This window comes from Actinomadura sp. NPDC047616 (genome assembly GCF_040642915.1).
Taxonomy (GTDB): Bacteria; Actinomycetota; Actinomycetes; order Streptosporangiales; family Streptosporangiaceae; genus Spirillospora; species Spirillospora miaoliensis.
Window position 1 is genome coordinate 263,542 of sequence record NZ_JBEYTB010000001.1, and the last position, 13,721, is coordinate 277,262.

Sequence of the window (13,721 nt, forward strand, 5' to 3'; positions counted from 1 at the left end):
GCGCTCAGACGAAGTAGAAGCCCCAGACGACGTCCAGGCGGCGGCTGGTGCCCTCGTCCACCGAGAAGGTCACGGTGCCCTCGCCCGGCGGGTTCAGGAACGTGGTGCGCAGGGTGACCGTCAGGTCGACCGAGTCGCCCTTCTCGAGGCTGCCCTCGGCGGGGGAGACGCTGATCCGGTCGCTGGACGACACCGAGTTCCAGACCATGGGGCCGTTCTCGGCGGTCAGCCGGACCTGGGCGGTCTTGGTCCCGTACAGCTCGATCTTGGCGGGCACGACGGTCGGCACGCCGGGCGGGGACGGGGTCACCGGCGGCGTGACCGGCGGGGTCGGGGACGGCGACACGGGCGGCGACGGCGACGGCGTCGGCCGGCGGTCGCCGCCGCTCGGCTGGGGCGACGGCCCGGCCGGGACGGCCGGCGCGGCGGGGACCTGGGCGAGCGGCGGGCGGGCGCCGGAGTGGCCGCCCGCGTCCGGCCGTCCGCTGGTCTGGCGGTCGGGCGTCACGGCGGGCTGCGGATGCGTCCGGAACGGCGGCCAGGTGATCGTGGACGGCGGCAGTCCCGGCCCGATCAGCAGCGCCGCCACCAGGGCGGTGACCAGGGCACCGGCCATACCGCCGCCTGCGAACAGCCAGCGGCGGGTGTACGGCGACGGGACGTCGGGCTGGCTGGGCATGCCGTCGGGGGTCAGGGAACCGCCCCGCGCGGCGATGTCGGTCCGGTAGCCGGCCAGTTCGGGGTCGGTGGCGGTGTGCATGACGCGGTGCCGCAGCGCGGCGGGCAGCACCGGGGACGGAGCGTGGACGAGCAGCGCCCCGACCTCCACCCGGCGACGGCGCCGGCACGCCGGGCAGTCCTCGTGATGGGCCCCGCCCTCGCCGTCGCCCCCGTGCGCGCGGGACGCCACGGCCGTGGACGGGCGGGACGAGCGGCGCACGGTGAGGACTCCGGCGGCCCGCCGTGACCGTCCGCCGTGCCGTCTTGCCGCGGCCGCGGGCCGCTCGGCGGCGACAGTGGCGGCGGCGGCTGTGCCGCCGATCGTCGCGGCGTCCCCGGCGCGGCCCGCGGCACAGCGACGGGCGCACGCGACCTGCTCGGCCTCGTACGCGGTGCGCAGGCGCGACCTGGCCTTGCTCGTCCGCGCGGCGGCGCGCCGGGCCGACAGCCCCAGCGCGGCGCCGATCTCGGCGGGGCGCAGGCCGTGGCGTACCGAGAGCAGCAGGAGTTCCTGGTCGGAGGCGTCCAGCCGGGCCAGCGAACGTTCCAGAAGCGCCGACAGTTCGGCGGCGGGCGGCGGCTCCTGCCGGGTCGCGGCGTCCGCGGCGCCGTCGGGCGGGAGGACGTCGGCGAAGTCGGCGTCGGTCTCCCAGTGCAGCTGCCGGTCCCCGCCGCGCTGCAGGCAACGGCGCCGCGCCGCCGCGTACAGCCAGGACCCCAGCCGCATCTGATCGCGCATGCGCGGCGCGCGGCGCCAGGCGTCGATGAAGGTGTCATGCACGATGTCGACGGCCGTTTTGTATTCGCCCGTCATTGACACGCAGTAATCGTAAAGGCGCTCGGCGTACGCGTCGTAGAGCGCGGCCAGGGAGGTCCTGTCACCACCGTTCAGACCGTGCACCAACCTGCGGTCGGCGGCGCCGTCGAACGAGGACCATCTGGGCATGAGCGCTCCCCGCATCCGCATGGGAGTCCGGCCCCAACGGAGCCTTCCGGACAATCGGCCCACTCTGAATACACCCCACCACACCATCCGCACCACATGATCTCGCGAAAACGGCAGAAGGATGACCCGAAGGTGAGGACGATGGAACCGGTGGTATTGAAAAACCTTCGGTTTGTCCACGCCACCGAGGCCCCATATCGGTCAGAGACCGTCAAGAGTCCAGTCGGGCGCCGGGGCTGGCCGTACTGATCACGGATCCGGGCCCGTCCCCGCACCGTGGGCGGCCGCACCCGACACTGCTCGCCGCCACCACGGCCGCCCGGCCGTGTCAGTCGCCCAGGCGCACCATCGCCTGACCGAGCTGCTCGGCTTCCACCGTCCACGGCGCCTGCCGGCCGACCACCACCCGGTAGACGTCCCGCTCGGGCACGGCCCGCCCGTCGATCAGGAACACGCACCGCTCCGCCGTGGTGCCCAGCGTGTTCCTGCGGAATCCCTCGGGCGCGCCGCCTCGGAGCTGCGAGACGCCGAGCACCTTCCCGTCCTCGTCGCGTACCTCCACCACCGCGCCCTGGGCGACGTCGCCGTACCTGCCTGCGCCCGTGCAGCTGTCCTTGTCCCAGATGAAATACGCGGTCGTCGGGTCGGTGTCGGTGATGATGACCTGCCCAGTGAAGATCACCTGCCGCTCGGAGGTGCCACGGGTGGCGAGGAAGATGATGGCACCCGCGACGGCGACGGCGGTGACGGCCGCCGTGACGGCCACGACGACGACCACGTTCGGGCCACCCCGGCGGCCGCGATGTGCGGCGCGGGTCGGCTGGTGGTGTAACTCGGCCACAGGCACCCCCTGGGGGAACGAGTGGGACGCCCCGTTGGACGCGGCCGTCCGGCGAAAGGTTGGCCGGCCGCGCGTCAGCGCAGGTGAAGGACGTCGAGTTCGCCGTCGGCGAACCGCCTGCGCAGCACCTTCTTGTCGAACTTGCCGACCGAGGTCTTGGGGATCTCGGGGATGAACGTCCACCGCTCGGGCAGCTGCCATCGGGGGACGCGGCCCGCCAGGAACTCCCGGAGCTGCTCGGCGCCGACCGTCGCGCCGTCGCGGACCACGACCGAGGCCAGCGGACGCTCCTGCCAGCGGTCGTCCGGCACGCCCACCACGGCGGCCTCCACGACGTCGGGATGGGCCATGAGCTGGTTCTCCAGCTCCACCGAGGAGATCCACTCCCCGCCCGACTTGATCACGTCCTTGGCCCGGTCGGTCAGCACCAGATAACCGTCGGGGGACAGCGTGCCGACGTCGCCGGTGCGCAGCCAGCCGTCGTGGAACCGGGCCGGGTCCTCGTCGCGGTGGTACGCGCCGGTCACCCACGGCCCGCGGATCTCCACCTCGCCGACCGACGTGCCGTCGTTGGGCAGCACCACGTCGCCGTCACCGACGATGCGGACGTCCAGCCCGGCCAGCACGCGGCCCTGCGTGACGCGGTACCGCCACGACTCCTCGCCGTCGGCCGTGACGGGCGGATGCGCGACCGTCGCCAGCGGGGACGTCTCGGTCATGCCCCACGCCTGGACGATCCGCACGCCGATCTCGTCGTAGCCGCGCATCAGCGACTCGGGCACCGCCGAACCGCCGCACGGCACCAGGCGCAGCGAGCCGAGGTCGCTGCCGTTGTCCCGCGCGTACCGCAGCACGTCGTTCCAGATCGTCGGGACCGCCCCGGCGACGGTGGGACGTTCCGTCTCGATGATCCGGACGAGCGGCTCGGCCTGCAGGAAGCGGTCCGGCATGATCAGCGACGCGCCCGCCATGAGCGCCGCGTACGGCAGCCCCCAGGCGTTGGCGTGGAACATCGGCACGACGGGCAGCACCCGGTCCTGGGCGCCGAGGCCCATCGCGTTGGCCGTGCAGGCCGTCATCGAGTGCAGGTACGCCGAACGGTGCGAGTAGACGACGCCCTTGGGGTTGCCGGTGGTGCCGCTGGTGTAGCACATGGCCGCCGCCGAGCGTTCGTCGATCTCCGGCCAGTCGAACGTGGGCTGGGACGCGGCCAGCAGTTCCTCGTACGAGTGCAGCTCCTTGCCCGCGTCCGCCAGGGGCGCGGTGTCGGCCGCCCCCACCACGACCACGTCCCGCACGGTCTTCATCCGCGGCAGCACCGGCGCCAGCAACGGCACGAGCGACCCGTCGACGATGACGACCCGGTCCTCGGCGTGGTCGGCGATGTAGGCGAGCTGGTCGGGGAAGAGCCGGATGTTGAGCGTGTGCAGCACCGCCCCCATGGACGGCACGGCGAGGTAGGCCTCCAGGTGCTCGGCGTTGTTCCACATGAACGTCGCCACGCGCTGGTCACCGTCGACGCCGAGCGCCCGCAGCGCCCCCGCCAGCCGCGCGACCCGTTCGCCGAGCTCGCCGTAGGTGATGCGCCGCGTCCCGTCCCCCGTCCAGGTCGCCACCTGGGTGTCCCCGAAGACGCCCGTGCCGTGACGCATGATCGAGGCGATGGTCAGGGGAAAGTCCTGCATGGTGCTCCACACGGCACACCTCCAGCTCGACGGCCCTCAGAACCGGATTCTCGACCGCGCCGATGTGATTGTCATCACCAGACAGGCCCCTATTTCCCCAGAAGCCCCCCGCAACGCCCCTCTCGGCCGTTCGCTCGGACGACCCCGCCGGAAGCCGGGCGCCCCTACGATGACCCCGATGCGCCAGGCCGTCCCGACGCCCTACTGGAACACCAACGTCGCCCGCCACGCGGGCATCCTCCGCGCCGTCCCCGAGGGGTGCGGCGACGCGCTGGACGTCGGCTGCGGGGACGGGCTGCTCGCGCTGAAGCTGACCGGACGGGCTGACCGCGTCACCGGCATCGACAGGTCTCCGGAGATGATCGCCCGCGCCCGCGAGCTCGGCGCCGGCCACCCGGCGCTCACGTTCGTCCACGGCGACTTCCTGACCGCTCGCCTGCCCGCCGACGGCTACGACTTCATCTGCTCGGTGTCCACGGTCCACCACATGGACTTCGAGGCGGCCCTGGTTCGCATGCGCGAGCTGCTGCGTCCCGGCGGCGCGCTGGTGGTAGTGGGCTTGGCCCGCGACGCGACACCGGCGGACTGGGCGGCGACGATCGCGGCCGCGCCGTTCGTCCGCATCACCAAGGTGCTGCGCCGCGCGGGCGGCCCGGGAGGCATGCCGGTCGCCGACCCGCAGATGAGCTACGGACAGGTGCGGGCCACGGCACGCCGCCTACTCCCCGGCGTGCACTACCGCCGCCACGTCCTGCGCCGCTACTCCCTAACCTGGAGCAAACCCGCCCCCTAGCAGCGGAAATGCCGTTGCGGGGCGGGGCCGCACCGTCCACCCCACCGGCCGACGCACCGCCACGAGCGGCCAAGCAGCCAGCAGCACGCCCAGCCGACACAGACGCGCAGGCGCAGCCGCAACCCGCACAGCCTCCTAGAGCCCATGCCTGCCCCCGATGCAGAAGCATTTGTGTGCTTGGTGTGACTTGTGTGAATTGGCGTTCTGCGACGGCGAGTTGTGGGCGGTGGCGGGTTTTCTGGGGTGGAGATGGTGGAGTAAATATCGATTAATACGGGTCGGGAGGGAGGTCGGGGAACTGGGAGCCGAGAGCGGCGTCGTCGCGGAGTTTTGCCATGGCGCGGGAGACGGTGCTCTTGACGGTGCCGACGCTGACGCCGAGGACTTCGGCGATCTCGGTTTCGGGCATGTCCTCGTAGTAGCGGAGCATGACCGCGAGGCGCTGGCGTTGGGGAAGGCGGTCGAGGGCGCGGCCGAGGGCGTCGTGCAGCTCGCTGCGGCGGGTGTGGTCGTCGACGGGCTGGTCGGGCAGCTCGTCGGTGGGGTAGATCTCCAGCTTGCGGCGCCGCCACCAGGAGATCTGCGTGTTGACCATGGCGCGGCGGACGTAGCCGTCGATGGCGGCCGGGTCGTTGATGCGGTCCCAGGCCAGGTACGTCTTGGCCAGCGCGGCCTGGAGCAGGTCCTCGGCCTCGGCGCGGTCTCCGGTCAGCTGCATGGCCATGCGCAGCAGGACGGAGCCGCGGGACGCGACGTACTCGCGGAACTCCTCGTGCCGCGTTGCGTTCACATCACCACCGAACCAGGGGTTGGAGGGCGTCAGCCGAGCCGTACCATTGAGGGATCTTGAACGGGCAAGCTCCCGGCGCTCTCGACGATCGCACGAAGATCGTAATTCCGGTCCAACAAAAAACACATATTCGGGTCAACCTGGAGTGCGATTCTCCTCTCCAGGGTGATAAATCTCAACCCCTCGGCTGACTTGTCGCGACAAATCCGTCGACAGTCGGATCACGGTGCGTGAACCTTGAGTCGCTGTTCCGTACAGCCAGGCCCCGCAACCGAGATCGATGTCGGAGAGTCGCATGCCGCCCCACCCCCGTGCAGCCAGGCGTCGTCGTCACCGGGAGGCCGTGCTCGGGGCGTCCCGTGTCGGGGCGGTTCCCGGCGGCCTCCCGGTGCGCGCCGTGGCCGGGACGATCCTCGACGCCAGCCCGCACCTGCTCGTCCTGGGCGGTGACAGGGGCGAGGTGCGGGTGCCGATGACGCAGGCGACCGCGGTGTGGCACGGCGGACGCGAGGGCCCGGACGCGCTGCGGCCGGGGCGCCGCGCGATCGTCCGCACCGCCGACGGTCTCGGCGCCGACCGGGTCTGGGTCGACATCGTCCGGGTGACGGGCACGGTCGTGAGGTGCGGGCGGGACGCCGTGGAGGTGGACATGGGCCCCCATCGGGGATGGGCCCATGTGGTGGTCCCGCCGAACGTTCTCGGCCGGGTGCTGGTGCGCCATCCCCGGCTGGAACCCGGTTACCTGATCGACGTCATCTGCGTCGCGTCCCCGGACGGCCCCCGGGCGGCGCGGCCGGGCACCGCGCAGCCCGGCTACCGGGCCGACCAGCCCCCGGCAGCCGATCCTTCGGCGCCCGTGCCGGACGAGGTGCGCGGAACGGCGACCTGGTTCGGCTCCGGGGACGTCGGCCTCGCCTACCCCGCCGTGGATCCGGAGGGCAACGCGGGCGGTTGCCACGGTGCGCCGAGCGCCTGCCTGCCGCTGCCGTACGTGTCCCTGGGCAGCGAGCTGTCCGTCCGCAACGACTGCACCGGCCGTGTCGCGTGCGTCCCGGTGACCGAGTGCGGGTGCGTCGCGGCCCGCTTCTGCGACCGGTGCGTGGAGTGCGGCACGTCGCCGCGGGGACGCGTCGTCGAGCTGGCGCCCGTCGCGTTCGCCGGCCTGGGCGGGGATCTGGCCGCCGGCTGCTTCAACGTGACCGTCGGCGGTGTCGTGCCCGGTCTGGAGGGTTGAGCCGTGCTGCCCGTCGTCCAGAGCACGCAGGTGCTGGTGCTCGCGTTCGTCCTGCTGGCGGCGAGCCTGGCGAAGCTGACCGTGCCGCAGGTCGTGCCCGCGGCGCCCCATAGCGTGCGCGGCGTCCCCGCAGCCGATGACGTGCGCGGCGTTCCGGCGGCCGACGAGGTGTACGGGGTTGCGGCGCCCGGCCGGCGGACGCCGTGGCTCAGCCGCCAGGTCACCCTCGGACTCGGGGTCTTCGAGGGCGTCCTGGGGCTGGCCATGATGATGTCGGCGCACTCCTCGGTCCGGCTGGCGACGACGGTGATGTTCGCCGCCGCCACCTGGGTGGTCGGTGAGCTGCGCAGGCAGGGCGTCGGCACGGGCTGCGGCTGTTTCGGCGAGCTGAGCCGCGAGCCTGTGGGGCGGCGCGGCGTCGTGCGGACGGGCCTGTGCACGCTGGCCGCGGTCGTCGCCCTGGGCGCCCCGCACTCGGGAACGGACGTGCTGCGGCAGGGGCCCGCGCTGGTCGGCCTGGTGTTCGTGGCCGAGCTGACGCTGTTCGCCGCCCTGTCGCCGGAGCTGCCGGCGCTGCTGGAGCGGCTGGGGCTGCGCCCGCGTGCGGCCGCGCCGTGCGATCGCCGCCGCAGCCCGCTCGCCGAGACCTACCAGGCGCTGCATGCGAGCGACGCCTGGCTGAGCCGGGAGAACGCGATCGCCAGCGCGGCGCCGCTGGACGTCTGGCGGGAGGGCTGCTGGCGGTTCCTGGTGTTCCCGGCGCGGGTGGACGGCCGGGACATGGAGATCGTGTTCGCCGTCTCCACGGCCGCGCGGCACCGGACCGTCCGGTCCGCCCTCGTGGAGGCCGAGCCGTCCGGGGCGCCGGACGTCGCCGCCGCGCGTTCCGCCTGACGGTCTCGCGTTCTCTAGCCGCCTCTAGATCTACCGCTAGAGACGGCTAGAGAAGTGCAGAGGTCAGGACGGGATGCGGACCGCGGCCAACTGGGTCGCCTGGGCGACGAGACGGTCCTTGCTGTCCCAGACGTGGACGGTCTCGTCGATGCGGTCGCCGCCGACGTCGGTCGCCCGCATCCGCACCCGGACGGGACCGGGGGCGGGCAGGCGCCGGATGTAGGCGGTGAGCTGGATGGTCGGCGCCCACCCCGGCAGCGCCAGGTCGTAGGAGGCGGGCGGCACCATGTCCAGCGCCACCAGCAGGCTGAACGGATCCCAGTCGGTGCCGTCGGCCAGCCGCTGCCACCCCTGGATCAGCCCGCGCCGGGACGGTTCCCCCAGCGCGAATCCCAGGACGCCAGGATCGACGTGCTCCTCGACGACCTCCATCAGCGGCACCGGGAAGCCGGCCCCCGGCGGCTCCTTCGGCGCGAGGAAGCAGTCCTGCCGGTCGGGCAGTTCGACGGGCGGCGCGGCAGACCACCACGGGTCGGCGTCCTCCAGCCGCTCCTGGCAGATCAGCGCCTCGACCATCGGACGGTCGTCCTGCGACATCCGCACGCGCAGTTGCGAGACGGTGCGTCCCTCGCGCAGCGTGTCGACGGCGATCACCACCGGCCCCGGGTCGGGTGCCCGCAGGAACGTCGCGCTCACGGCGGCCGGATGCGGGTGCTCGGGGGAGGCCGCGCGGGCGGCGGCCCGGGCCATGACCGCCAGGACGTATCCGCCGTGCAGCTTGTCGCCGACGCTCCACTGCGCGTCCAGGTCGGCGTCGAACTCCACGCGCCGTTCCCCTGCGTCGGCGGCGTCCCCCTCGTCCTCGTTCCGCGGCCTGACCGCCGTGGCCCGGCTGAACTCCTTCACTCGGCGCTCCGTTCGCTCGCTCGGTACGGCGTGCGGCCGTCGGCCGGCCGCCCCCGCGGTCCCCCGATGACCTGCCACGATCCCGTTTAGAAGAGGAATCTAGCGAGGCCTCTCTAAAAGGTTCAACGCGGGGGCCTTCCGAGCGTTCTCTAGAGGCTTCTAGGCGAGGACATAGAGACGCCTACACATTTATATGGCCTGGCACGGCGGCTTCGCCCGCACCTGCGGAGTTCGATCGGATTCTCTAGGGCTTTCTGGGGCGGACGCTAGAAAGGCCTAGAGAAGCGTAGGCGAAGGCACGGGTGCTGCCGGGGCAGGTCGAGCGGAGGCGGTCAGGCGGGCTGCGCGCGCAGGAACTGGCCGAAGTGCGGGACGGTGAAGGCGACCAGGCCGCGTTCGGCGCTGTAGATGAGCCCCTTCTTGATCAGGCCGTCGCGGGCCGGGGACAGGCTGGAGGGCTTGCGGCCCAGCTCCTCGGCGACCGCCGAGGTCGCGACCGGGCTGTCGCCCTCGTCGCCGAGCATGGCCATGGCGCGCATGTAGTCGCGTTCGGCCGGGGTCGCCCGCTCGTACCGGCTGCCGAAGAAGCCGACCGCCAGCTCGCTCTCGGCCTCCGGTGCGGCGACCCGCACGTCCTCGGCGGTGATGGGGCTGTCGGGTGCCACGTCCCAGGCCACCTTGGCGTACGCCTGGACGAAGTAGGGATAGCCGTCGGCCGCCAGGTAGAGGGCGTCCAGGGCCTCGGGGGTGAAGGTGACGTCCTCGCGTTCGGCCGGGGCGAGCAGCGCGATGTCGGCGGACTCGCGGTCGAGCCGGTCGATGCGCGAGTAACGGAACAGCCGTTCGGAGTAGGACTTGCTGGCCGACAGCACCGCGGGCAGATGCGGCAGCCCCGCGCCGACGACGATCAGCGGCCCGCCGATCTGGGACAGCTCGTGGCAGGCGGCGCACAGCGCGGACACGTCGTCGCCGGGGACGTCCTGCATCTCGTCCACGAACAGCGCGATGCCGACGCCGACGTCGGTGGCGACCGAGGCCGCGTCGACGAACAGTTCGGTCAGGTCGATCTCCAGGTCGCCGGAGTCGGCGCGGCCGCGCACGGCGGGCACGTCGATGCCCGGCTGCCAGCGGTGCGCCCGCGCCCGGGCCCGGCCGGACGGCTCCTCGCCCGCCTGCGCGAACGCCTTGAGCACGCCGAGGAACCGCTCGATGCGGTCGGGGGCGCGGTGCCGGGGGGCCAGCTCGCGCACGGCCATGTGCAGGGCCGAGGCGACGGGACGGCGGATCGACTGGTCCGGACGGGCCTCGATCTTGCCGGTGCCCCACAGCCGCTGGATCGCCATCGAGCGGAACGCGTTGAGCAGCACGGTCTTGCCGACCCCGCGCAGCCCAGTGATGATCATGCTGCGCTCGGGACGGCCGCGGGCGACCCGTTCCAGCACCACCTCGAACTGCTGCAGCTCGCGGTCGCGTCCGGCCAGCTCGGGCGGACGCTGCCCGGCGCCCGGGGCATAGGGATTGCGCACGGGATCCACGCTCTCGGACTCTATGAGCCGATATAGCTGCGGCCGTAGATTTGCATAGAAACCGCTGCGGCGTGTCGCGTGCGTCCCGCGACGCGCCGTCCGGCGGCGCGTCGCGGGATCCGCGGTCACCGTCGCCACCATGCCGCCTCCCAGGCGAGGGCGTTCGAACGAGGCCGTCGAACTTCTGTTCGACTGTTCGAACACACTAGCGCACGCCCTCGCCACCCGTCAGCCGCTCCCGGCAAACGGCGGGCGCCGCGCCGTGCGGCGCGGCGCCCGGTCGTCAGGTCAGGGACGTGTCGTCCGCGGCCGAACGGTGCGGGACCTTCTCGGCGGGGACCGTCCCCATCCGGCCCGCCTGGAAGTCCTCGAACGCCTGGACGAGCTCCTCGCGGGTGTTCATCACGAACGGCCCGTACCGGGCGACGGGCTCGCGGATCGGCAGCCCGCCCAGCACGAGGATCTCCCAGCCGTTCCCCGCCGCCGTCGGCTGCCGGTCGGCCGCCCGCACGACCAGGCCGTCCCGCTCGCCCTTGTGGTGCGAGCCGCCGAAGACGGCCAGCTGCCCCTCGTCCAGCGCGATCTCCTCGACGCCGGCGGTGCCGCGCCCGGACAGCACGTACACCATGGCGTTGAACTCGCGCGGCCACGGCAGCGTCAGCCGCGCGCCCGGCGCGACCGTCGCGTGCAGGTAGTTGATCGGCGTGTAGGTGACGCCCGGCCCCTGGTGCTCCCCGAGCGACCCGGCGATCACCCGGACGAGCGAGGAGCCGTCGTCGGCGGCCAGCAGCGTGACGTCGCGCGCCTCGATGTCCTGGTAGCGCGGCGTGACCCACTTCTGCGCGCGGGGCAGGTTCACCCACAGCTGCACGCCGTGGAACAGCCCGCCCTTGGCCACCAGTTCCGGCGGCGGCTGCTCGATGTGCTGGATCCCGGCCCCGGCGGTCATCCACTGGGTGGCGCCGTCGGAGATCAGGCCGCCGCCTCCGGTGGTGTCCTGGTGCTGGAACGCTCCGTCCATGATGTAGGTGACGGTCTCGAAGCCGCGGTGCGGGTGCCAGGGCGTGCCCTTGGCCTCGCCCGGGGCGTACTCGACGGCGCCCATGTGGTCCAGCAGCAGGAACGGGTCGGCCAGGGACAGGTCCATGCCGGGGAACGGGCGCCGGACCTGGAAGCCCTCGCCCTCCAGGTGGCGCTGGGCGGTGACGACCTTGGCGACGCGGCGCCAGCCGGTGCCGGCCTCGGGCAGGCGCGGCAGCCGGGGCAGGGTCAGCGGGTCCGCGGTGACGGCTGGCATCGGTACTCCTCAGACGTGGTGGGCCCGCTCCGGACGAGCGGACGCCGTCGCACGGATGCAACGTGATTGAAAGATAAACTATTTCCGCGGCGTGCGACACGTCGGCCGAACGACGCTCGGCGTTAGTTGAAAGTTAAACAGTGCCGTATACTGTCCCCCATGAGCGAACCACGCTGGCTCGATGCCGCACAACAACGCGACTGGCGGGCCTACGTGGACGGCAGCGTCCGGCTGACCGAGATCATGGACCGCGACCTGAAGACCAAGCACGGTCTGTCGATCTCAGAGTACGAGATCCTCGTCCGCCTCTCGGAGGCGCCCGACCGGCGGCTGCGGATGGCGGAACTGGCCGCGCACGCCAGCCAGTCCCGCAGCCGCCTGTCGCACACCTGCTCCCGGCTCGAGTCCAAGGGGCTGGTGGTGCGCGGCAGTTGCCCCAACGACAAGCGGGGCGTCTACGCCCACCTCACCGAGGAGGGCTTCGCCGTGCTGGAGCGGGCCGCCCGCGACCACGTCGAGACGGTCCGCACCTTCTTCATCGACGTGATCGACCCCGACGACCTGGCGGCGATCGGCCGGGCGTTCACCTCGGTCGTCAAGCGCATCGCCGAGGAGAACTGACGCCTCCCCCGGCGTCGCCGGCCTCCCGGCCGCGACCGCCGGGGCGAAGGGCCGACGAGCCCCACGGCGTCCTCACAGCGTCAGGCCGGTGAGGAACCCCACCGACACCAGGGTCAGGAACACCCAGGCCAGCATCATCCCGATGCCGAACTGCCGCCACACTCCGCCGACCTTCCACGCCAGCAGGCCGCCCAGCCCGAACGCCAGCATCAGCAGTGTGATCATCTGCGGCAGCAGGCTCGGCCTGCGGCTCATCATCAGCGGCGCGTACATCATCACCAGGTCGACGAACACGAACGTCAGGAACCCCGCGAGCGTCGTGCCGACGTCGCGCCGTGTCAGGCCCTGCGCCCACTCCCAGGGCGGACGCGAGCGCACGCGGATGCGCGGCCCGTCGTCCGGCCGGTCGGTCTCCACCGTGGACGCCACGGCGAAGATCTCGTCTTCCAGGCTCGGGCGGCTCGGGCGGCCGCTCTCGTGAGAATCCGCCATGCCGGCTCCCTCGGCCGGGGACGCCGGGACTGTACCCGGCAGGGGGTGTGGTCGAAACGGATGCGCGTGCCCGCCCCCGTCCCCTCAACGACAGCCACGCGCCAAGACGCACGGTAGCGAACCGGCCGTCCCCCACGAAGGCAGCGCGGCGCGTCGCCGGGTAATGCCGCGGCCGGAGCGCCCCGTCATGCCGGGTACCCGGGCGCGGGCATGCGATGCTGCTGTCATGCCAGGTAGATGGACTATTCGCGGGCTGGCGTTCGTCGCGGCGTTCGCCGCCGCCACCGCGGGCGCGACCGGCTGTGGCCAGGGTTCGGACCACTCGGGAGGCGGCCGGGCCACGCCTGCCACACCGCCCGCCCCGGCGCCCTCGGCCTCGCAGCCCGGCGGCGGGACGCCCTCCGCACAGCCGTTCCGCGCGCAGATCAAGAAGGTCACGGCGGGCCAGCTCAAGCACTCGTGGCGCCGCGGCTGCCCCGTGCCGGTGTCGGGCCTGCGGATGATCGAGATGACGTACTGGGGCATGGACGGGCGGCCGCACGACGACGGGCGCCTGGTCGTCAACGCCAAGGCGGCCGACGACCTGGTCACCGTCTTCCGCAAGCTGTACCGGATGAAGTACCCGATCAAGCGCATGGAGCCGGTGGACGTCTACAAGGGCAGCGACTTCGACTCCATCGAGGCCGACAACACCTCGGCGTTCAACTGCCGCGCCGCCACCGGGTCGAGCACCTGGTCACAGCACGCCTACGGGCTGGCGATCGACATCAACCCGTGCGAGAACCCCTACGTCTCCTCCGACGGGACCGTGGCGCACAAGCACTGCGTGAAGTACAGGAACCGCAGCCGCCGCGACCCCGGAGTGATCCACAAGGGCGACCCGGTGGTGAAGGCGTTCGCCTCGATCGGCTGGGGCTGGGGCGGCGTCTGGCGCGGCGCCAAGGACTACCAACATTTCTCCAGCAACGGCCGGTAG

13 protein-coding genes are annotated in these 13,721 nt (G+C 72.4%); 5 read left to right on the forward strand and 8 right to left on the reverse strand.

The window, feature by feature from the left end; all coding sequences use genetic code 11:
* Positions 1-4 precede the first annotated feature (4 nt).
* The 3 genes from ABZ801_RS01385 to ABZ801_RS01395 all read right to left on the reverse strand — a co-directional run bounded on the left by ABZ801_RS01385 (position 5) and on the right by ABZ801_RS01395 (position 4,192).
* Positions 5-1,666 (reverse strand): sigma-70 family RNA polymerase sigma factor, encoded by a 1,662-nt coding sequence (locus ABZ801_RS01385; protein WP_360691224.1) that lies wholly within the window; start codon positions 1,664-1,666, stop codon positions 5-7.
* A gap of 328 nt (positions 1,667-1,994) precedes the next feature.
* On the reverse strand, positions 1,995-2,444 hold the full coding sequence (locus ABZ801_RS01390; protein WP_360691227.1) for a hypothetical protein: 450 nt from the start codon (positions 2,442-2,444) through the stop codon (positions 1,995-1,997).
* Between the two features lie 137 nt (positions 2,445-2,581).
* Positions 2,582-4,192: a long-chain fatty acid--CoA ligase gene (locus ABZ801_RS01395; RefSeq protein WP_360691230.1), complete on the reverse strand. Its 1,611-nt coding sequence runs from the start codon at positions 4,190-4,192 to the stop codon at positions 2,582-2,584.
* 178 nt (positions 4,193-4,370) lie between these two features.
* Here ABZ801_RS01395 and ABZ801_RS01400 point away from each other — a divergent pair, with 178 nt between their 5' ends.
* Positions 4,371-4,985 carry a class I SAM-dependent methyltransferase gene (locus ABZ801_RS01400; protein WP_360691233.1) on the forward strand — a complete coding sequence of 205 codons (615 nt, stop codon included), beginning with the start codon at positions 4,371-4,373 and terminating at the stop codon, positions 4,983-4,985.
* A 268-nt stretch (positions 4,986-5,253) separates the two neighbouring features.
* Here ABZ801_RS01400 and ABZ801_RS01405 read toward each other — a convergent pair whose 3' ends face one another.
* The gene (locus ABZ801_RS01405) at positions 5,254-5,775 is read right to left on the reverse strand and encodes a SigE family RNA polymerase sigma factor (protein WP_344941607.1); all 522 of its coding nucleotides are present in this window, start codon (positions 5,773-5,775) and stop codon (positions 5,254-5,256) included.
* A gap of 343 nt (positions 5,776-6,118) precedes the next feature.
* On the opposite strand from ABZ801_RS01405, the gene ABZ801_RS01410 reads away from it, so the two are divergent.
* Both ABZ801_RS01410 and ABZ801_RS01415 read left to right on the forward strand, forming a co-directional pair.
* Positions 6,119-7,009 carry a hypothetical protein gene (locus ABZ801_RS01410; protein ID WP_360691236.1) on the forward strand — a complete coding sequence of 297 codons (891 nt, stop codon included), beginning with the start codon at positions 6,119-6,121 and terminating at the stop codon, positions 7,007-7,009.
* 3 nt (positions 7,010-7,012) lie between these two features.
* Positions 7,013-7,903, forward strand: coding sequence for a MauE/DoxX family redox-associated membrane protein (locus ABZ801_RS01415; protein WP_360691239.1), 891 nt, complete (start codon positions 7,013-7,015; stop codon positions 7,901-7,903).
* Between the two features lie 63 nt (positions 7,904-7,966).
* Here the strand turns inward: ABZ801_RS01415 and ABZ801_RS01420 are convergent, their stop codons facing one another.
* The 3 genes from ABZ801_RS01420 to ABZ801_RS01430 form a co-directional block, all read right to left on the reverse strand.
* The gene (locus ABZ801_RS01420; protein ID WP_360691242.1) at positions 7,967-8,809 is read right to left on the reverse strand and encodes a thioesterase family protein; all 843 of its coding nucleotides are present in this window, start codon (positions 8,807-8,809) and stop codon (positions 7,967-7,969) included.
* Between the two features lie 332 nt (positions 8,810-9,141).
* The gene (locus tag ABZ801_RS01425; RefSeq protein WP_360691245.1) at positions 9,142-10,344 is read right to left on the reverse strand and encodes an AAA family ATPase; all 1,203 of its coding nucleotides are present in this window, start codon (positions 10,342-10,344) and stop codon (positions 9,142-9,144) included.
* Positions 10,345-10,618: 274 nt separating this feature from the next.
* Positions 10,619-11,632: a pirin family protein gene (locus tag ABZ801_RS01430; protein WP_360691248.1), complete on the reverse strand. Its 1,014-nt coding sequence runs from the start codon at positions 11,630-11,632 to the stop codon at positions 10,619-10,621.
* A 159-nt stretch (positions 11,633-11,791) separates the two neighbouring features.
* Here ABZ801_RS01430 and ABZ801_RS01435 point away from each other — a divergent pair, with 159 nt between their 5' ends.
* Positions 11,792-12,253, forward strand: coding sequence for a MarR family transcriptional regulator (locus ABZ801_RS01435; protein ID WP_360691251.1), 462 nt, complete (start codon positions 11,792-11,794; stop codon positions 12,251-12,253).
* Between the two features lie 72 nt (positions 12,254-12,325).
* Here ABZ801_RS01435 and ABZ801_RS01440 read toward each other — a convergent pair whose 3' ends face one another.
* Entirely contained in the window at positions 12,326-12,745 is a 420-nt protein-coding gene (locus tag ABZ801_RS01440) for a hypothetical protein (RefSeq protein WP_344941627.1), read from the reverse strand.
* Positions 12,746-12,971: 226 nt separating this feature from the next.
* Between ABZ801_RS01440 and ABZ801_RS01445 the strand changes: the two genes are divergently transcribed.
* Entirely contained in the window at positions 12,972-13,721 is a 750-nt protein-coding gene (locus ABZ801_RS01445; RefSeq protein WP_360691254.1) for a M15 family metallopeptidase, read from the forward strand.